Below are 18,149 nucleotides of genomic sequence, written 5' to 3' on the forward strand. Positions count from 1 at the left end.
CGCGGCGGCATACTCATCGTTATAAGGTACTATTTTACATATGAATTATGCACTGGAATTAGCGCAGCTGACCAAGACTTACGCCGGTGGCGTCAAGGCGCTGCGCGGCATCGACCTGAGCGTCGAAGCGGGGGACTTTTATGCCCTGCTGGGGCCAAACGGCGCCGGAAAGTCCACCACCATCGGCATCATCAGCTCGCTGGTGAACAAAACCGCCGGCAGCGTGCGGGTGTTCGGTTACGACATCGATAAAGACATCGTCAACGCCAAGCGCCAGCTCGGCCTGGTGCCGCAGGAGTTCAACTTCAACCCGTTCGAGACCGTGTTGCAGATCGTGGTGAACCAGGCGGGTTACTACGGCGTCACGCGGCGTGAAGCGATGGCGCGCGCCGAAAAATACCTCAATCAGCTGGATCTGTGGGGCAAGCGCAACGAGCGCGCCCGCATGCTGTCCGGCGGCATGAAGCGCCGCCTGATGATCGCCCGCGCGTTGATGCATCAGCCGAAGCTGCTGATTCTCGATGAGCCGACCGCCGGGGTGGATATTGAGCTGCGTCGCTCGATGTGGGGCTTCCTGAAAGAGCTGAACGCCCAGGGCACCACCATTATCCTCACCACCCACTATCTGGAAGAGGCGGAGATGCTGTGCCGCAACATCGGCATCATCCAGAACGGGGAACTGGTGGAAAACACCTCGATGAAGGGGCTGCTGGCCAAGCTGAAGTCGGAAACCTTCATCCTCGATCTGGCGGCGAAGAGCCCGCTGCCGAAGCTGGACGGTTACCACAGCCGCCTGACGGATACCTCGACGCTGGAAGTGGAGGTGATGCGCGAGCAAGGGCTGAACGGCCTGTTCGCCCAGCTGAGCGCGCAGGGCGTGCAGGTGCTGAGCATGCGCAATAAGGCGAACCGCCTGGAAGAGCTGTTTGTCACCCTGGTTAACGGCAATGGAGAGAAAGCATGACGCGTTTGTATTGGGTGGCCTTACAGAGCATCTGGGCCAAAGAGGTAAACCGGTTCGCGCGCATCTGGATCCAGACCCTGGTGCCGCCGGTGATCACCATGACGCTGTACTTCATCATCTTCGGTAACCTGATCGGCTCGCGCATCGGCGATATGCACGGCTTCAGCTACATGCAGTTCATCGTGCCCGGCCTTATCATGATGGCGGTGATCACCAACTCCTATGCCAACGTCGCCTCGTCGTTCTTCAGCGCCAAGTTTCAGCGCAACATTGAGGAACTGCTGGTGGCGCCGGTGCCGACCCACGTGGTGATCGCCGGCTATGTCGGCGGCGGCGTGGCGCGCGGCATCTGCGTCGGCATGCTGGTGACCATCATCTCGCTGTTCTTCGTGCCGCTGCAGGTGCACGCCTGGTGGGTGATTGCGCTGACGCTGCTGCTGACGGCGATCCTGTTCTCGCTGGCGGGGCTGATCAATGCGGTGTTCGCCACCACTTTCGACGACATCAGCCTGATCCCGACCTTCGTGCTGACGCCGCTGACTTACCTGGGCGGGGTGTTCTACTCGCTGTCGCTGCTGCCGCCATTCTGGCAGGCGGTGTCCAAGCTGAACCCCATCGTTTATATGATCAGCGGCTTCCGCTACGGTTTCCTCGGCATCAACGATGTGCCGCTGGCGTTCACCATGGCGGTGCTGGTGGCATTTATCGCGGTGTTTTACCTGCTGTCCTGGTACCTGATCGAGCGCGGCCGCGGCCTGCGCAGCTGATCGTATCGCGCCCTCGCTTTCCCGGCGGGGGCGCTTTTCTTGATTTGGCGCAGGCGGCGCGTAAATCAATAGAATTGCTCAAATAACCGCTAGTTCCCCGCTGTTCAAATCGTGCTATGCTGGCGCTCCACATTTCCTCCACTTTTGTCATTACGCACTCGTAAGCAGAACATCATCATGCGGTCTCAATACACGTTAACGGCTGGGTTGCTCGGCATTCTGATGTCGTTGGTTTCCCCTGTGAGCCTGGCTAGTTTGCTGTCGGAAGACAGCGCGGTTAAATCTGAATACATGGAAGCGCAGCGCGATAGCGAAGTCTATGCGTTGGTGGGCGAGCATGTGATCCCGGTAGGGGAGGTGAAGCGCGGGCAACTGATCCAAGTCTTCCCGGCGGATGCGGAATACTACGAATTCAAATTTGGGCATGGTACCGGCTTTATCGATAAAGACGACGTGCGTGAATTGAAGAAGTCGCGCAAGGTGCAAGACGATCTGGGCGAGCTGAACAAACCGCTGACCAACCAGAATCTGATCACGCAAAAAACGATCGACGTATACACCGCAGCGGACAAGGACAGCGAGGTCTTGGGCACGCTGGAAGGCAACCTGCGCTATCCGATCATCGGCAAGCTGAAGGATCGCCTGAACAACACCTGGTACGAGGTCAACATCGGCGAGCGGCTGGGGTTCATTAATGAGTTGGACTGCGAGATCGATAACGGCATACCGGTGCTGACTTACCACCACCTGCTGAAAAACGAAGAGAACAAACGCTTCCGCCACACCTCGACCACCACTTCAGACGTGGCGTTCAGCAACCAGATGACCTACCTGAAGCAGGCGGGCTACGACACCATTTCGCTGTACCAGCTGGAAGCCTACCTGAAAAATCAGATCAACCTGCCGGGCAAGGCGATCGTGCTGACTTTTGACGACGGCCTGAAATCGGTGTATCGCTACGCTTATCCGGTGCTGAAGAATTACGGTTTCCGCGCCACGGCGTTCATCATCTCTTCGCGCATCAAACGCCACCCGCAGAAATGGAACCCGGACTCGCTGCAGTTTATGAGCGTCTCGGAGCTCAAGCAGATTCAGGACGTGTTCGACGTGCAGTCGCATACCCATTTCCTGCACCGCACCGACGGCAATCGCCAGCCGATTTTGCTGAGCCGTTCGCTGCACAATATCGAGTTCGATTTTGAGCGCTCGCGCCGCGCGCTGTCGCAGTTCAATCCGCACGTGCTGTATCTGTCCTACCCGTTCGGCGGCTATAACCAACGGGCGATTCAGGCGGCGCAGGACGCCGGTTTCCATCTGGCGGTGACCACGGTGCAGGGCAAGGTAAAGCCGGGGGATAACCCCTATACGCTGAAGCGGCTGTATATTCTGCGCACCGACTCGATCCAGACCATGGCGGATCGGATAGCCAACAAGCCGGGCACGGTGGTGGTGCAATAAGGAAGAACGGGCGCGCAAGGCGCCCGTTTTATTGTCAGGCGACCTGAACCGGCACGGCTTTCGCCTTGCGCTGCAGGTTGTTGTCACCTTCGAAATAGGCGACTTTCGGGTGGTGCTGGCGGGCGTCGGCGTCGGTCATTTGCACATAGGAGCAGATGATCAGTTTGTCGCCGACGCAGGCGCAGCGCGCGGCGGCGCCGTTGACCGATATGATGCGCGAACCGCGCTCGGCGGCGATGGCGTAGGTGGAGAAGCGCTGGCCGTTATCCACGTTGTAAATATCGATCGCTTCATATTCCAGAATGCCGGCGGCCTCCAGGAAATCCTGGTCGATGGCGCAGGATCCTTCATAGTGCAAGTCAGCCTGAGTGACTTTGACGCGATGCAGCTTGCCTTGCAGCATAGTACGTATCATAGCTTTACCTAACTGAATATCGGCCTTCACAGGCGCTGGGGTTGAACATCTCTCCTGCATCCCTGCAATCTCTATCGTCACCGATTGCTTCGCCATTGTCTACCAATGGCCAGGGCTTCAGGGTGACGACAGTATAAAAAACGGCTTACAGCGTCAGGTCGACCTGCTGGTTGTCGATAAGACGCGCCTTGCCCAGCCAGGCGGCCATCAGCACCACCGCCCGCTGGCTGTCCACCGTCAGCGGCTGCAGGCTGTCGGCGTCGCGAATAAACAACTCATCCGGCGTAAAGCCGGCGGCGCGCAGCTGCTCGGCGGTCTGCTCCAGCAGCGCTTCGACCTGGCGCTCGCCATTGGCCAGCTGTTGCGCCAGCGCGTTCATGATCTTGCTCAGCTGCGGCGCTACCTTGCGCTCTTCGGCGGTCAGGTAGCCGTTGCGCGAGCTGAGGGCCAGGCCGTCTTTGGCGCGCACGGTCGGCACGCCGACGATATTGATGTCGTAACCCATGTCCGCCACCATTTTGCGGATCAGCGCCAGCTGTTGGTAATCCTTCTCGCCGAAACAGGCCAAATCAGGCTGCACCAGGTTGAACAGCTTGCTGACGATGGTGGAAACGCCGCGGAAGTGGCCCGGCCGGCTGGCGCCTTCCAGGATGGTGGAGATGCCCGGCACGTCGACGTAGGTCTGCTGCTCCAGGCCCTGCGGATAAACCGCGGCCGGGGCCGGCGCGAACACCAGATCGACGCCGCGGCGGGTCAGCTTTTCGCTGTCTTCCTGCAGCGTGCGCGGGTAGCGCGCCAGATCGTCCGGGCGATCGAACTGCATCGGGTTAACGAAGATGCTCACCACCACCACGTCGGCGCGGGCGCGCGCTTCATCGACCAGCGTCATGTGGCCGTCGTGCAGGTTGCCCATGGTCGGCACCAGCGCGATGCGTTTGCCTTCCTGGCGCCAGCGGCGGATCTGCTGACGCAGCATCGGCAGGGTTTCGATAATAATCATTGGGTGACTCCTGGAACCATTGCTTAGTTAAAAGAGTGTTCAGCCGCCGGGTAGAGGCCTTGCTCCACTTCCTGAATGTAGTGCTGCACCGCCGTGCGGATATCGCCGCTCTGCGCCAGGAAGTTCTTGGCGAACTTCGGCGTGTGGCCGCCGGTGATGCCGAAGGCGTCGTGCATCACCAGGATCTGGCCGTCGGTGCCGTTGCCGGCGCCGATGCCGATGACCGGAATGGAGAGCGCTTCGGTGATCTGGCGCGCCAGCTCGGTCGGCACGCACTCCAGCACCAGCAGCTGAATGCCGGCCAGCTCCAGATTCTGTGCGTCCTGCAGCAGCTGTTTGGCGGCCAGTTCGTCGCGCCCTTGTACCTTATAGCCGCCGAACACGTTGACCGACTGCGGCGTCAGGCCCAGGTGGCCGCATACCGGCACCGCGCGCTCGGCGAGCATTTTCACCGTGTCGCACAACCAGCTGCCGCCTTCCAGTTTCACCATGTTGGCGCCGGCGCGCATCAGCTCGGCGGCGTTGGCGAAGGTTTGTTCCGGGGTGGCGTAACTCATGAACGGCAGATCGGCCAGCAGCAGACAGGCCGGCGCGCCGCGGCGCACGGCGCGCGTGTGATAGGCCACGTCGGCGACGGTGACCGGCAGCGTGGAGTCGTGGCCCTGCAGCGTCATGCCCAGCGAATCGCCCACCAACAGGACTTTGATGCCTTGCTCTTCAAACAGTTTGGCAAAGCTGGCATCGTAGGCGGTAAGGGTAGCAAACTTGCGTTGCTCCTGTTTCCACTGGCGCAAGTGGGTCACGGTGGTGGGTTTCATCACAACGTCTCCTGAAACGGGCCGTGCGGCGTACGCAGGCCCAGGCTGCAAAAAAGTGCAGTCATTCTACTGTAACCCGATCGGGGTGGGTAGCGCGGATCGCCATGCTTAAGCGGTTCTTAAGAACCTTGTGGTGCAATGGCGCCAAGACTCAAAAGGGATACTCATGCGAATTCTGTTGATCGAAGATGACAAACTGATCGGGGACGGCATCAAGGCCGGGCTGACCAAACTCGGCTTCAATCTGGACTGGTTCACCGACGGCGCCGTCGGCAAAAATGCGCTGGACAGCGCGCCGTACGACGCGGTGATCCTCGATCTCAGCCTGCCGGGCCTCGACGGCCTGGATCTGCTGCGCCAGTGGCGCCAGGCCGGGCAGGACGTGCCGGTGCTGATCCTCACCGCCCGCGATGCGCTGGAGCAGCGGGTCAGCGGGCTGCAAAGCGGTGCCGACGATTATCTGTGCAAGCCGTTCGCGCTGGCCGAAGTGGCGGCGCGCCTGCAGGCGCTGATCCGCCGTCGCCACGGCCAACTGATGCCGCAGCTGACGCATGGCAACGTGGTGTTCGACAGCGCCACCCGCAGCGTGAGCTGCAACGGCGAGCCGGTGACGCTGACGCCGCGCGAATTGGCGGTACTGGAGCTGTTTCTGCACAACAAAGGGCGCGTGCTGGCGCGGCCGTTGATTCAGGAGAAACTGTACAACTGGGACGACGAAGTGAGCAGTAACGCGGTGGAGGTGCATATTCACCACCTGCGGCGCAAGCTGGGTAACGGCTTCATCCGTACCATCCACGGCGTGGGTTACACGCTGGGGGATGCGCCGTGAAGCGTCTCAGCCTGCGGCTGCGTCTGATCCTGATCTTCAGCCTGCTGGCGCTGCTGACCTGGAGCACCGCCAGCGTGGTGGCCTGGGTGATGTCGCGCAATACCATCAACGAAGTGTTCGACACCCAACAGATGCTGTTCGCCAAACGGCTGGCGACCGCCAACCTCGGCGATCTGTTGGCCGATGAAAGCGCGCGCAGCCTGCCGAAAACCAAGAAGCTGGTGCATCACGGCAAGCGTGGCGAGCAGGACGACGACGCGCTGGCGTTCGCCATCTTCGATCGCCAGGGCAAGATGCTGCTCAACGACGGCGAGAACGGTGCCGACTTCCTGTTTGACGGGGAGCGTGAGGGTTTTACCGACGGCGAGCGCAAAGGCGATGACGACAGCTGGCGCCTGGTGTGGCTGACCAGCCCGGACGGGCGCTACCGCATCGTGGTCGGCCAGGAGTGGGATTACCGGCGCGATATGGCGCTGGGCATGGTGACCGGCCAACTGGTGCCCTGGCTGGTGACGCTGCCGGTGCTGATGCTGCTGATCGCGCTGATGGTCGGGCGCGAGCTGCGGCCGTTGCGCACGGTAGCCGCCGGTTTGCGCCGGCGCGCGCCCGATGATGCGACGCCGCTGGACGCGCGTCAGGTGCCGACCGAGGTGCGCCCGCTGGTGGATGCGCTCAATGCGCTGTTTGCCCGCATCAACGCTTTGCTGGTGCGGGAGCGACGCTTCACCTCCGATGCCGCGCACGAGTTGCGCAGCCCGCTGGCGGCGCTGCGGGTGCAGACTGAAGTGGTGCAGCTGGCGGGGGACGATGCGCCGATGCGCGAGCACGCGCTGGACAATCTGACGCTCGGCATCGATCGCGCCACCCGGCTGGTGGATCAGCTGTTGACGCTGTCGCGGCTGGATTCGCTGTCGGATCTGGCCGAACTGGCGCCGATCGACTGGAACGATCTGGTGACGATGACCCTGGCGGAACAGGACCGGCAGGCCCATGCGGCGGGCGTGACGCTACGCTATGAACATCGGGGAACGCCGCCGCCGCGTCAGGGAGAAACCTTGCTGCTGTCGTTGCTGTTGCGCAATCTGCTGGACAACGCGGTGCGCTATACCCCGCAGGGCGGCGTCGTCACCGTGACGTTGAGCGAACGTTCGCTGACGGTGGCGGACGACGGTCCGGGTGTCACCACGGAGCATCTGGCGCGGCTCGGAGAGCGTTTCTATCGCCCGCCGGGGCAGGAACAAACCGGCAGCGGGCTGGGGCTCTCGATCGTACAGCGTATTGCCGGCTTGCATGGTTTACAGATCAGTTTCGCCAATCGCCCGGCGGGGGGATTTGTCGCGCGGTTGGCGCTGTAGGCGGGTCAGGATTTCGGTTTTGGCGAGTGCCACAGCGCCATGCCGTTTTCCGGCACGCGCTTGAGGCAGCTGGCGAGCGGTTCGCCATCGGGGAAAATCAGATCGGGGGCGATTTCCGCCAGCGGGTAGAGCATGAATTCGCGCTCTTTCAGGCCGTAATGCGGCACCGTCAGGCGCTCGGTATGGATCACCTTGTCGCCGTACAGCATGATATCCAGATCGAGCGTGCGCGGCCCCCAGCGCTCATCCTTGCGCACGCGCCCCTGATTGCGTTCTATCGCCTGGGTATGGTCGAGCAGCTGTTCGGGCGGCAACAGGGTATCCAGCGCCACCACCGCGTTGAGAAAGTCCGGCTGGTTTTGCGGCCCCAGCGGCTTGGTGCGGTAAAACGAAGAACAGATGACCAGCCGGGTGCGCGGGAGATGCTCCAGCGCCTCCAGCGCGGTGTTAACCTGTTGCAGCGGCTGCGCCAGGTTGCTGCCCAGCGCGATATAAACGCGGATCATTATGCCCCTTCTTTGCGCGGTGCCCGGCGGCGAGGGCGGCGTTGGCGCGCGCGGCGCGGCGCCGGATCGTCGCCCAGGGTGCTCAGCATGGCTTTCTGCCGCGCCGGCGTGGCGTCCTGGAACTCTCCCCACCACTCGGCCAGACGCAGCATCTCCTGATTGTCTTCCACCTCCGCACGCAGCGCCAGCAGGTCATAGGCGGCGCGGAATTTCGGATGTTCCATCAGTTTGTGCGCGCGTTTGCCCTGACGGCGAGACAGGCGCAGCTGCAGCTGCCAGATATCGCGCACCAGCGTGGTGATGCGTTTCGGGATCGCCAACGAGCGGCACTGCTCGTCGAGCACATCGTTCATCGCCAGCGCGAAGGCGTCGTAGTAGGCCAGGCCGCTTTCCTGCGCCAGCTTCTGCGCGTGCTCCAGCAGCGGGTACCACAGCATGGCGGCGAACAGGAACGCCGGGTTGACGCGCATGTCGTTCTGCAGGCGATGATCGGTGTTCTTCAGCACCTGCACCAGAATGCGCTCCATCGGCGTATCGTGGTTCGGCGTGAAGTTGCGGGCGATCAGCGGGAACAGCGGTTGGAACAGCTGATATTCGCACAGCTTCAGGTAGGTTTGGAAACCGTAACCCGCCTGCAGCAGCTTGAGGGATTCTTCGAACAGACGCGCCGGCGGGATCTCATGCAGCAGCGAGGCCAGGCGCGGGATCGGCTCGGCGGTCTCTTCGCTGATGCGCATGTCCAGCTTGGCGGCGAAGCGCACCGCGCGCAGCATGCGCACCGGATCTTCGCGGTAGCGGGTTTCCGGATCGCCGATCAGGCGGATCACGCCTTGTTTCAGATCGTTCAGGCCGCCGACGTAATCGCGCAGGGTGAAATCCGCCACGCCGTAGTACAGGCTGTTGATGGTGAAATCACGGCGCTGGGCGTCTTCCTCGATCGAACCGAAGATGTTGTCGCGCAGCAGCATGCCGTTTTGCGCCTGCTGGGAGGAATTCTTGTCGGATTCCTGATTCTGTTCGTGGTGACCGCGGAAGGTGGCCACTTCGATGATCTCCGGCCCAAACATCACGTGTGCCAGACGGAAGCGGCGGCCGACCAGGCGGCAGTTGCGGAACAGTTTGCGCACTTGTTCCGGCGTGGCGTTGGTGGTGATGTCGAAGTCTTTCGGCTTTTTGCCGAGCAACAGATCGCGCACCCCGCCGCCGACCAGATAAGCCTCGTAGCCGGACTTGTTCAGGCGATAAAGCACTTTTAGTGCATTCTCGCTGATGTCTTTGCGCGAAATCGAGTGCTGTTCGCGCGGGATCATGGTCATCGAGTCGTTGCTCTCGGCGAGAGGGAAAGGCGGACGCTTGCGCGGCGTTGAGCGGCGGGCAGGGGCGTTGCTGCCGTTATCGGCGGCGCGCGGCTGCGGCGCAGGGCGGCTTGGCGCCGCGGCACGCTCTTCGCGGACTACGTTTTTATCGCCGGCCGCCGCGTCGTCGCGGGGCAGCTTGTCATCGCGGGTCAGTACCTTACGACAGAAGTTGGCTACTCGGGTAAAAATGGTACACCTCGATAGTGACTGATAAAAATGGAGCTAACAAAAAATAGCGGCTAATCATAGCTCACCATGGCTCTTTTGAGAATGCCGGCGTGTTTTCATCCAGAGGGATAGCCTCCTGACGCGGCACGTTTTCCAACCGCCAGTGTTCGATCGCCCAGCTCAATAATAATGGCAGGTCAAGATCTTGCCAGCTTTCCGGCAGCGGTTGGCGCAGAAATTTCAGCGCGGCGATCAGCACCGGCCGCGGATCGCCTGCGGGCAACGCCGGCGCATGATTTTGCTTCGACAGCTTGATGCCGTTGGCGCCCAGCGCCAGCGGCAGATGCACATAAGCGGGCACCGGCGCCTGCAGCTGGCGGTAGAGGGCAATTTGGCGCACCGTCGGTTCGATCAGATCGGCGCCGCGGACAATCTCGGTCACGCCCTGAAAATGGTCGTCGATCACCACCGCCAGGTTGTAGGCGAACAGCCCATCGCGGCGGCGAATGATAAAGTCTTCCCCTGCCAGCGCCGGATCGGCCTGCAATTCTCCCTGCAGGCGATCGTGGAACCGGTAAACGGGCGCGGTCTGGCGCAAGCGGATGGCGGCGCCCTGCGGGCCGAGCTGCAAGTCACGACAGTGGCCGTCGTATAATCCGCCGATGTGCTGGATGCGGCTGCGGGTGCAGGTGCAGTAATAGCTGAGCCCCTGGCGCTGCAACAGATCCAGCGCGGCGCGGTAGGCGTCGTGACGTTGGGATTGATAGATGACCTGGCCGTCCCAGTGGAGACCATAATGTTCCAGCGCGGACAGGATGCGAGCGGCGGCGCCGGGGACTTCACGCGGCGGGTCGATATCTTCGATGCGAACCAACCACTGCCCGCGTTGGGCGCGAGCCTGAAGGTAGCTTCCCAGAGCGGCAATCAGCGAACCGAAATGCAGATCCCCGGAAGGCGATGGGGCAAAACGCCCCACATAATGACTTTCTTGCATATCAGAGGGGAGGGGTTCCCTTTTCTCTGTGCGGCGCACGCGGGTACGCACGCCGCAGCGGTAACATACTCGTTATGCTTGAAACTGCATCTGTGTTAGCTGCGCCTGCTTACCCGAATCACTTACTTGAGTAAGCTCATCGGGATGCGCATTCTTGCCACCTTGATGCAGCTCCAATCATTTAGAGTAGCGGTATTAGCCGGCCATCTGCTTTTCGCGGATCTCGGCCAGCGTCTTGCAGTCGATGCACAGATCGGCGGTCGGACGCGCTTCGAGGCGACGAATACCGATCTCCACGCCACAAGATTCGCAGTAGCCGAAATCATCGTCTTCCACTTTCTTCAGCGTTTTCTCGATCTTTTTGATCAGTTTGCGTTCACGGTCACGGTTACGCAGTTCAAGGCTGAACTCTTCTTCCTGAGTGGCTCGGTCGGCCGGATCAGGGAAGTTGGCTGCCTCTTCTTGCATATGCGATACAGTACGGTCCACTTCGTCCCTGAGCTGGTTGCGCCACGCTTCAAGAATGCGCTTGAAATGCGACAACTGGGCGTCGTTCATGTACTCTTCGCCCGGCTTCTCTTGGTACGGCTCCACCCCAGCGATGGCGAGAATGCTCAAGGACGAGGTTTTACGGTTTTGCCCTTCTTGCATGTTGCTTCTCCTACATACACACGCACTATCGAATCCCCAATGCGGGGGAAAAACAGGCCGCTATAAATAACAGAAGGAAGGTAGGTTGGCAATTATTCCTGTCGCCCGCTTGACAATCGTGTGAAGGAGGGCGTATTTGGCGATCGTGCTGGCCGGTTGTCTATTTATAGGGACCCGACTGCGCTAATCGATAAAAAACGGCAGCTTATCGCAGAGATAAATACCGTCAGGTGATAATTTTGCCCCGTAGCAAACCACTTCCACTCCCAACTGCCGGACCTGTGCCAACAGCGCCGCATAGCGCTCATCTATATGATGTGCCGGTGCGACCTGCTCAATACCGCTGTGTAACACGGCAAAGAACAACACCGCCCGTTGCCCGCTTTCAACCACGCTGAGCAACTCACGCAGGTGCTTTTGCCCTCTGAGCGTTACCGCATCAGGAAAGTAACCACGTTGTTGTTGCAGTAATGTGACTGACTTAACTTCAATATAGCAGTTAACCCGATTTTCTGCCTGTAATAACAAATCGATACGGCTGTTTTCACCGCCGTATTTCACCTCGCCGCTGATTTTACTGTAACCGGATAATTCATTGATTAAATTGTGTTCAATCGCCTCGCGCACCAGCGCGTTGGCGCGCAGGGTATTGACGCAGATCCAGTGCCCCTGTTGGGTATGGGTCAACTCCCAGCTGTGAGCGTATTTGCGCTTGGGATTGTCCGAGGTGGAGTACCAAACGGTGTCGCCGGGCGTGGCGCAGCCGGTCATGGCGCCGGTATTGGCGCAGTGCAGCGTAAAGGTTTCCCCTTCCGGGGTGATCACGTCCGCCAGAAAGCGTTTGTAACGTTTGATCAGCGTGGCGGAACGCAGCGGTGGAGAAAAAATCATGCGGATGCCTGTTTGGCCAGCGGCCACTGTTCGAGGTGTTGATAGCGGGTGCGGCCGTTTTCGAACACCGACTCATATAAGGAAAAGGCGTCGGCGCTGAACGCCCAGCCCGGCGTCGCCGGCGGGATCGCCACCGGCTGGGTGGCGGCGCGCAGCAGCGTGACATGCGGATGGAACGGCAGCGCGCTTTGATGGCAGCCGCTGCGGGCGGCCTGCGATCGCAGCAGCTCGGCCAGCTGCAGCAGCCCGCGCGGCGCGCGGCGGGTGCCGAGCCAGACCACGCCGGGGCGCGGCCAATGGCCGAGATCGTCGAGCCGCATGCTGAACCCGGGTTGTACGATGCGGCCGGCCAGCTTGCGCAGCGCTTGCTCTTTCTGCGCGGTGACCTCGCCGAGAAACGCCAGCGTCAGATGCAAATTGGCCGCAGCCACCGGCCGGCCGGCCTCCGGCGCAAACGCCTCGGCGCGCCAGCGGATCACCTGCTGTTGCAGGGCGTCAGGCAAGGACAGGGCGAAAAACAGGCGGCGCGAATTGGACATAAGGGCTCGGCAAATGCATGACAAAACGGTCGGGAACAGCGGTAAACGTTGCTGGCAGCGGCCCCGCGAGGGGCGCGGCGCACGAATGAGCTCCGTACTATAGCTAACGACGCCGCAGTTTGAAAGGCTACGGGGACAAAGCTAATGCTACACTGTACGCCGTTTAACGTTAACCACCACGGAGAGTTCAGTGTCTTCATTGCCCGTCAGCGCGGTGCTTGATGAGTTGCTGGCTGCGTTGCAGTCCGCTCCTCAGGTGCTGTTGCACGCCCCGACCGGCGCCGGTAAATCCACCTGGCTGCCGCTGCAGCTCCTGGCGAAGGCCGGGCTGCCGGGGCGCATTATCATGCTGGAGCCGCGGCGGCTGGCGGCGAAAAACGTCGCTTACCGCCTGGCACAGCAACTGGGGGAGGAGCCCGGCCAGACCGTGGGCTACCGCATGCGCGCCGAAAGTAAAAGCGGGCCGCAGACCCGGCTGGAAGTGGTGACGGAAGGCATTCTCACCCGCATGTTGCAGCAGGATGCCGAGCTGCAGGGCGTGTCGTTGGTGATCCTCGATGAATTCCACGAACGCAGCCTGCAGGCCGATCTGGCGCTGGCATTGCTGCTCGATGTGCAGCAAGGGCTGCGCGACGATCTGAAGCTGCTGATCATGTCGGCCACCTTGGATAACGCTCGCCTGTCGCAGTTGCTGCCGGAAGCGCCGGTAGTGGTGTCCGAGGGGAGAAGCTTTCCGGTTGAGCGTTTATATCAGCCGTTGGCCAGCCATCAGCGGCTGGAGGACGGCGTAGCGGCGGCGGTGAAGCGGTTGCTGGCCGAACAGCCGGGATCTTTGCTGCTGTTCCTGCCGGGCGTGGCGGAGATCAATCGGGTGCTGGAGCGATTGACCGGCGAGGTGGCGAGCGATACCGATCTTTGCCCGCTGTATGGCGCCTTGCCTCTGGCGCAACAGCAAAAAGCGATTCAGCCGGCGGCGCCTGGTCGCCGCAAGGTGGTGCTGGCGACCAACATCGCCGAAACCAGCCTGACGATCGAGGGCATTCGGCTGGTGGTGGACAGCGGTCTGGAGCGCGTGGCGCGTTACGACGTGCGCAACGGTTTGACGAGGCTGGCGACGCAGCGCATCAGTCAGGCCTCGATGGTGCAGCGCGCCGGGCGCGCCGGGCGGCTGGAGCCGGGCCTTTGCTGGCATCTGTTCGCCAAAGAACAGGCGGAACGCGCGGCGGAACATGCCGAACCGGACATTTTGCAGAGCGATCTCACCGGCTTCTGGCTCGAACTGTTGCAGTGGGGTTGCCACGATCCGGCGCAACTGACCTGGCTGGATGCGCCTCCGGCGGCGGCATTGACGGCGGCCAGGGCGCTGTTGCGCCGGTTGGGGGCTACGGATGACGGCGACAAACTCACCGCGCCGGGGCGCCAGATGGCTGCGTTGGGGTGCGAGCCGCGGTTGGCGGCGATGCTGGTTGCCGGCGCGACGCTGAGCGCCGACGGCCTGGCGACGGCGGCATTGTTGGCGGCATTGCTGGAAGAACCGCCGCGCGGCGGGCAGATGGATATCGGTTATTGGCTGAGCCGCCCGCAAGCGAACTGGCGGCAGCGCGCCGCGCAGTTGGCCAAACGCCTGCCGCAACGTGCGGGGCTAGTCGACGTCGAGCTGGCGCCGCGTCTGTTGGCACAGGCATTTACCGATCGCATCGCCCAGCGGCGTGGCCAGGACGGCCGCTACCTGCTGGCCAACGGCCTGGGCGCGGCGATGAATCAGGACGAGGCGCTGTCGCGCGCCCCCTGGCTGATCGTTCCCAGCCTGTTGCAGGGCCACAACAGCCCCGATGCGCGTATCCTGCTGGCGCTGCCGGTGGACATCGAAGCGCTGGCGGCGCAGCTGCCGGCGATGGTCATGCAGCGCACGGCGGTGGAGTGGGATGAAGAAAAGGGCACGCTGCGCGCCTGGAAACGCCAGCAGATCGGCCGTCTGACGCTGCGCGCTCAGCCGCTGGCCAAACCGGCGGACGAAGAGCTGCAGCAGGCGCTGCTCGACTGGGTGCGCGCGCAGGGGTTGGCGGTGCTCAACTGGGAGGGCGCCGCTGAACAATTGCGGGTGCGCCTGCAGTGCGCGCAAGCCTGGCTGCCGGAGGCGGAATGGCCGGCGATGGATGAAGAGCCGCTGCTGGCGGCGCTGGAGCAGTGGCTGTTGCCGTCGCTGAACGGCGTGCGCGATCTGCGCGGCTTGAAGCAGGTCAACATCGCCGAGGCGCTGTCCCGCCTGCTGGACTGGCAGCAAAAGCAGCGGCTGGATAATGCGTTACCCACTCATTACACTGTGCCGACCGGTAGCCGCCTGCCGATCCGTTATGAGGCCGGTAAACCGCCGGCGCTGGCGGTGCGCTTGCAGGAGGTTTTCGGCGAGCAGCGCAGCCCGATGTTGGCGGAGGGTCGCATCCCGGTGGTGCTTGAGTTACTCTCACCGGCGCACCGGCCGTTGCAAATCACCGGCGATCTGGCGGCCTTCTGGCAAGGCGCCTACCGCGAGGTGCAAAAAGAGATGAAGGGCCGCTACCCGAAACACGTGTGGCCGGACGATCCGGCCACGGCGGTACCGACGCGCCGAACGAAGAAATATCAGTAGGTCGCGATCATTCAAGGTTTGGAATTCAGATGTTTCTTCTGGTCAGCGCTGCGGCGTCGGCACAGATTAAGCGACTAATCATGGCCGGCAGTGTCGGCAAGCTCGGAGAACAACAGCCATGGCTGGGGATGACCGCGAGCCCATCGGGCGCAAAGGAAAACAACCAAAAAGCACCGCGTCGCGCAAGCCGCCGCGCCGTCGCCGAGACGACGATTATGACGATTACGAAGAAGACGAGTATGACGATGATGAGTATGAAGAGGAGGAGGAACGCATGCCGCGTAAGGTAAAAGCGACTCCGCCGCGTAAAAAACGCCGCTGGCTCGGCCTGATTATCAAACTGATCCTGGTGCTCGCCGTCTTGTTGGCGATCTATGGCGTCTACCTGGACTCGCAGATCCGCAGCCGCATCGACGGCAAAGTCTGGCAGCTGCCGGCGGCGGTGTACGGCCGCATGGTCAACCTGGAACCGGGCATGCCGTACAGCAAGAAGGAGATGGTCAACCTGCTGGAAGGCATGCAGTATCGCCAGGTCAGTCGCATGACGCGTCCGGGCGAGTTTACCGTACAGGCCAACGGCATCGAGATGCTGCGTCGCCCGTTCGACTTCCCGGACGGTAAAGAAGGGCAGATCCGCGCCCGCCTCGATTTCCAGAACAACCGTTTGGCGAAGATCGAAAACCTGGACAGCGGCCGCAGCTTCGGCTTCTTCCGCCTCGATCCGCGTCTTATCACCATGCTGCAGTCGCCGAACGGTGAACAGCGCCTGTTCGTGCCGCGTTCCGGTTTCCCGGATCTGTTGGTGGACACGCTGATCGCCACGGAAGACCGCCACTTCTACGAGCATGACGGCATCAGCCCATACTCCATCGGCCGCGCGGTGCTGGCCAACCTGACCGCCGGCCGTGCGGTGCAGGGCGGCAGTACCCTGACGCAGCAACTGGTGAAGAACCTGTTCCTGACCAACGAACGTTCGCTATGGCGTAAGGCCAACGAAGCCTATATGGCGCTGTTGGTGGATTACCGTTACAGCAAAGACCGCATCCTGGAGCTGTATCTGAACGAGGTGTACCTCGGCCAGAGCGGCAGCGACCAGATCCGCGGTTTCCCGCTGGCCAGCCTGTATTACTTCGGCCGCCCGGTGGATGAGCTGAGCCTCGATCAACAGGCGTTGCTGGTCGGCATGGTCAAGGGCGCGTCGCTGTATAACCCGTGGCGTAACCCGAAACTGGCGCTGGAACGCCGCAATCTGGTGCTCAAACTGCTGCAGAACCAGGGGGTGATCGACGGCGAGCTGTATGACATGCTGAGCGCGCGTCCGCTGGGCGTACAGCCGAAAGGCGGCGTCATTACGCCACAGCCGGCGTTTATGCAGATGGTGCGTCAGGAACTGCAAACCAGGCTGGGCGATAAGGTCAATGACCTGTCCGGTGTGAAGATCTTCACCACGCTGGATCCGGTGTCGCAAGACGCGGCGGAAAAAGCGGTTGAAGACGGCATCCCGGCGCTGCGCGCCGCGCGTCACCTGCAGGATCTGGAAGCGGCGATGGTGATCGTCGATCGCTTCAGCGGTGAAGTGCGCGCCATGGTCGGCGGCGCCAACCCGCAGTTCGCCGGTTTCAACCGCGCCATGCAGGCGCGACGCCTGGTCGGCTCGCTGGCCAAACCGCCAACGTACCTGACCGCGCTGTCCGAGCCGGACAAATACCGCCTCAACACCTGGCTGGCGGATGCGCCGCTGTCGCTGAAACAGCCCAACGGCGCCGTCTGGCAGCCGAACAACTACGATCGCAAATTCCGCGGTCAGGTGATGCTGGTGGATGCGTTGGCCAACTCGCTGAACGTGCCGACGGTGAACCTCGGCCTGTCGGTCGGGCTGGATCAGATCAGCGCCACGCTGCAACGCCTGGGGATCCCGAAAGCGGAGATCAATCCGGTGCCTTCGATGCTGCTGGGAGCGATCGGCCTGACGCCGATGGAAGTCGCGCAGGAGTACCAGACCATCGCCAGCGGCGGTAACCGTGCGCCGCTGTCGGCGGTGCGTTCGGTGATCGCCGAAGACGGCACCGTGCTGTACCAGAGCTTCCCGCAGGCGGAGCGCATGGTGCCGGCGCAGGCCGCTTACCTGACGCTGTACGCGATGCAGCAGGGCGTGGCGCGCGGGACCTCCCGCTCGCTGTCGGTGAAGTTCCCGAACTACAACCTGGCGGCGAAAACCGGTACCACCAACGATCTGCGCGACAGCTGGTTCGCCGGCATCGACGGCAAGGAAGTGGCGATCGCCTGGGTCGGGCGCGATAACAACGGCCCGGCCAAGCTGACCGGCGCCAACGGCGCGTTGACCCTGTATCGCCGCTATCTGGAAAACCAGACGCCGCTGCCGCTGATGCTGCAGCCGCCGGAAGGCATTAACCAGATGAGCATCGACTCTGCCGGCAACTTTATCTGCGGCGGCGGCAGCTGGCGCACCATCCCGGTCTGGACCGACAATCCGCAGGGATTGTGCCAGGCCAGCCAGGCGGCGGTGCAGCAACAGCAGCAACAGCAACAACCGGCGGCGGGTGAGCAAAAAGATGGCGATGGCGTCGCCGGCTGGATCAAGGATATGTTCGGCCAGTAATCGCTACCGGGGCGTCGGCCCCGGTGAAAGTTTTTTCTTTGTTATTAAGCCCGTAACCTTGGTTGCGGGCTTTTTTATTTTTCTGCTCGTTTTATTTCCCTGCTAACCGCAAGGCTAAGCGTCTAATCCTTAACCTATTTGCCCTATGAATTCGACTTGCAGTTTAATTTGGCTTCTGCATAAAATG

The 18,149-nt window shown here is 61.9% G+C and carries 16 protein-coding genes; 7 read left to right on the forward strand and 9 right to left on the reverse strand.

Annotated features, from left to right (window positions below; all coding sequences use genetic code 11):
• Positions 1–40: 40 nt before the first annotated feature.
• The 3 genes from ACMGGK_RS03010 (at position 41) to ACMGGK_RS03020 (ending at position 3,189) form a co-directional block, all read left to right on the forward strand.
• Positions 41–964 carry an ABC transporter ATP-binding protein gene (locus tag ACMGGK_RS03010; RefSeq protein ID WP_015379030.1) on the forward strand — a complete coding sequence of 308 codons (924 nt, stop codon included), beginning with the start codon at positions 41–43 and terminating at the stop codon, positions 962–964.
• Entirely contained in the window at positions 961–1,731 is a 771-nt protein-coding gene (locus ACMGGK_RS03015; protein ID WP_240430109.1) for an ABC transporter permease, read from the forward strand. Before ACMGGK_RS03010 ends, ACMGGK_RS03015 begins: the two co-directional genes overlap by 4 nt.
• 177 nt (positions 1,732–1,908) lie before the next feature.
• Entirely contained in the window at positions 1,909–3,189 is a 1,281-nt protein-coding gene (locus ACMGGK_RS03020; RefSeq protein WP_176062680.1) for a polysaccharide deacetylase family protein, read from the forward strand.
• Positions 3,190–3,223: 34 nt separating this feature from the next.
• On the opposite strand, the gene panD is transcribed toward ACMGGK_RS03020, so the two are convergent.
• The 3 genes from panD to panB form a co-directional block, all read right to left on the reverse strand.
• A complete protein-coding gene (gene panD, locus ACMGGK_RS03025; protein WP_004937544.1) occupies positions 3,224–3,604 on the reverse strand; it encodes an aspartate 1-decarboxylase in 381 nt (126 codons plus the stop codon).
• A gap of 145 nt (positions 3,605–3,749) precedes the next feature.
• Positions 3,750–4,604 (reverse strand): pantoate--beta-alanine ligase, encoded by an 855-nt coding sequence (panC, locus tag ACMGGK_RS03030; protein ID WP_049300405.1) that lies wholly within the window; start codon positions 4,602–4,604, stop codon positions 3,750–3,752.
• A gap of 23 nt (positions 4,605–4,627) precedes the next feature.
• Entirely contained in the window at positions 4,628–5,422 is a 795-nt protein-coding gene (gene panB, locus ACMGGK_RS03035; RefSeq protein ID WP_004937548.1) for a 3-methyl-2-oxobutanoate hydroxymethyltransferase, read from the reverse strand.
• Between the two features lie 166 nt (positions 5,423–5,588).
• Between panB and qseB the strand changes: the two genes are divergently transcribed.
• Positions 5,589–6,251 (forward strand): quorum sensing response regulator transcription factor QseB, encoded by a 663-nt coding sequence (gene qseB / locus ACMGGK_RS03040; protein ID WP_004937550.1) that lies wholly within the window; start codon positions 5,589–5,591, stop codon positions 6,249–6,251.
• Positions 6,248–7,606 carry a quorum sensing histidine kinase QseC gene (qseC, locus tag ACMGGK_RS03045; protein WP_176062681.1) on the forward strand — a complete coding sequence of 453 codons (1,359 nt, stop codon included), beginning with the start codon at positions 6,248–6,250 and terminating at the stop codon, positions 7,604–7,606. Before qseB ends, qseC begins: the two co-directional genes overlap by 4 nt.
• A 5-nt stretch (positions 7,607–7,611) precedes the next feature.
• On the opposite strand, the gene folK is transcribed toward qseC, so the two are convergent.
• The 6 genes from folK to thpR all read right to left on the reverse strand — a co-directional run bounded on the left by folK (position 7,612) and on the right by thpR (position 12,713).
• A complete protein-coding gene (gene folK / locus ACMGGK_RS03050; protein WP_420276679.1) occupies positions 7,612–8,112 on the reverse strand; it encodes a 2-amino-4-hydroxy-6-hydroxymethyldihydropteridine diphosphokinase in 501 nt (166 codons plus the stop codon).
• A complete protein-coding gene (gene pcnB / locus ACMGGK_RS03055) occupies positions 8,112–9,428 on the reverse strand; it encodes a polynucleotide adenylyltransferase PcnB (protein WP_420276680.1) in 1,317 nt (438 codons plus the stop codon). Before pcnB ends, folK begins: the two co-directional genes overlap by 1 nt.
• Positions 9,429–9,720: 292 nt before the next feature.
• Positions 9,721–10,632, reverse strand: coding sequence for a tRNA glutamyl-Q(34) synthetase GluQRS (gene gluQRS / locus ACMGGK_RS03060; RefSeq protein ID WP_016930059.1), 912 nt, complete (start codon positions 10,630–10,632; stop codon positions 9,721–9,723).
• 195 nt (positions 10,633–10,827) lie between these two features.
• A complete protein-coding gene (gene dksA, locus ACMGGK_RS03065) occupies positions 10,828–11,283 on the reverse strand; it encodes an RNA polymerase-binding protein DksA (protein WP_004937569.1) in 456 nt (151 codons plus the stop codon).
• A gap of 183 nt (positions 11,284–11,466) precedes the next feature.
• Positions 11,467–12,174 carry a DNA/RNA nuclease SfsA gene (gene sfsA / locus ACMGGK_RS03070; protein WP_004937572.1) on the reverse strand — a complete coding sequence of 236 codons (708 nt, stop codon included), beginning with the start codon at positions 12,172–12,174 and terminating at the stop codon, positions 11,467–11,469.
• Complete coding sequence (gene thpR / locus ACMGGK_RS03075; RefSeq protein WP_016930058.1) at positions 12,171–12,713, reverse strand: RNA 2',3'-cyclic phosphodiesterase; 543 nt, start codon at positions 12,711–12,713, stop codon at positions 12,171–12,173. Before thpR ends, sfsA begins: the two co-directional genes overlap by 4 nt.
• A 190-nt stretch (positions 12,714–12,903) precedes the next feature.
• Here thpR and hrpB point away from each other — a divergent pair, with 190 nt between their 5' ends.
• Together hrpB and mrcB are read left to right on the forward strand one after the other, a co-directional pair.
• The gene (gene hrpB / locus ACMGGK_RS03080) at positions 12,904–15,342 is read left to right on the forward strand and encodes an ATP-dependent helicase HrpB (RefSeq protein WP_420276681.1); all 2,439 of its coding nucleotides are present in this window, start codon (positions 12,904–12,906) and stop codon (positions 15,340–15,342) included.
• Between the two features lie 118 nt (positions 15,343–15,460).
• Positions 15,461–17,962: a bifunctional glycosyl transferase/transpeptidase gene (mrcB, locus tag ACMGGK_RS03085; protein ID WP_420276682.1), complete on the forward strand. Its 2,502-nt coding sequence runs from the start codon at positions 15,461–15,463 to the stop codon at positions 17,960–17,962.
• Positions 17,963–18,149: the final 187 nt, after the last annotated feature.

Source organism: Serratia sp. BNK-33-b, from assembly GCF_048684565.1.
GTDB lineage: Bacteria > Pseudomonadota > Gammaproteobacteria > Enterobacterales > Enterobacteriaceae > Serratia > Serratia marcescens.

What these genes read in the sequence shown, in the direction of transcription:
- ACMGGK_RS03010 (WP_015379030.1), top strand. Translation starts at nt 41, where the DNA reads ATGAATTATGCACTGGAATTAGCGCAGCTGACCAAGACTTACGCCGGT.
- ACMGGK_RS03015 (WP_240430109.1), top strand. Translation starts at nt 961, where the DNA reads ATGACGCGTTTGTATTGGGTGGCCTTACAGAGCATCTGGGCCAAAGAG.
- ACMGGK_RS03020 (WP_176062680.1), top strand. Translation starts at nt 1,909, where the DNA reads ATGCGGTCTCAATACACGTTAACGGCTGGGTTGCTCGGCATTCTGATG.
- panD (WP_004937544.1), bottom strand. Translation starts at nt 3,604, where the DNA reads ATGATACGTACTATGCTGCAAGGCAAGCTGCATCGCGTCAAAGTCACT.
- panC (WP_049300405.1), bottom strand. Translation starts at nt 4,604, where the DNA reads ATGATTATTATCGAAACCCTGCCGATGCTGCGTCAGCAGATCCGCCGC.
- panB (WP_004937548.1), bottom strand. Translation starts at nt 5,422, where the DNA reads ATGAAACCCACCACCGTGACCCACTTGCGCCAGTGGAAACAGGAGCAA.
- qseB (WP_004937550.1), top strand. Translation starts at nt 5,589, where the DNA reads ATGCGAATTCTGTTGATCGAAGATGACAAACTGATCGGGGACGGCATC.
- folK (WP_420276679.1), bottom strand. Translation starts at nt 8,112, where the DNA reads ATGATCCGCGTTTATATCGCGCTGGGCAGCAACCTGGCGCAGCCGCTG.
- pcnB (WP_420276680.1), bottom strand. Translation starts at nt 9,428, where the DNA reads ATGACCATGATCCCGCGCGAACAGCACTCGATTTCGCGCAAAGACATC.
- gluQRS (WP_016930059.1), bottom strand. Translation starts at nt 10,632, where the DNA reads ATGCAAGAAAGTCATTATGTGGGGCGTTTTGCCCCATCGCCTTCCGGG.
- dksA (WP_004937569.1), bottom strand. Translation starts at nt 11,283, where the DNA reads ATGCAAGAAGGGCAAAACCGTAAAACCTCGTCCTTGAGCATTCTCGCC.
- sfsA (WP_004937572.1), bottom strand. Translation starts at nt 12,174, where the DNA reads ATGATTTTTTCTCCACCGCTGCGTTCCGCCACGCTGATCAAACGTTAC.
- thpR (WP_016930058.1), bottom strand. Translation starts at nt 12,713, where the DNA reads ATGTCCAATTCGCGCCGCCTGTTTTTCGCCCTGTCCTTGCCTGACGCC.
- mrcB (WP_420276682.1), top strand. Translation starts at nt 15,461, where the DNA reads ATGGCTGGGGATGACCGCGAGCCCATCGGGCGCAAAGGAAAACAACCA.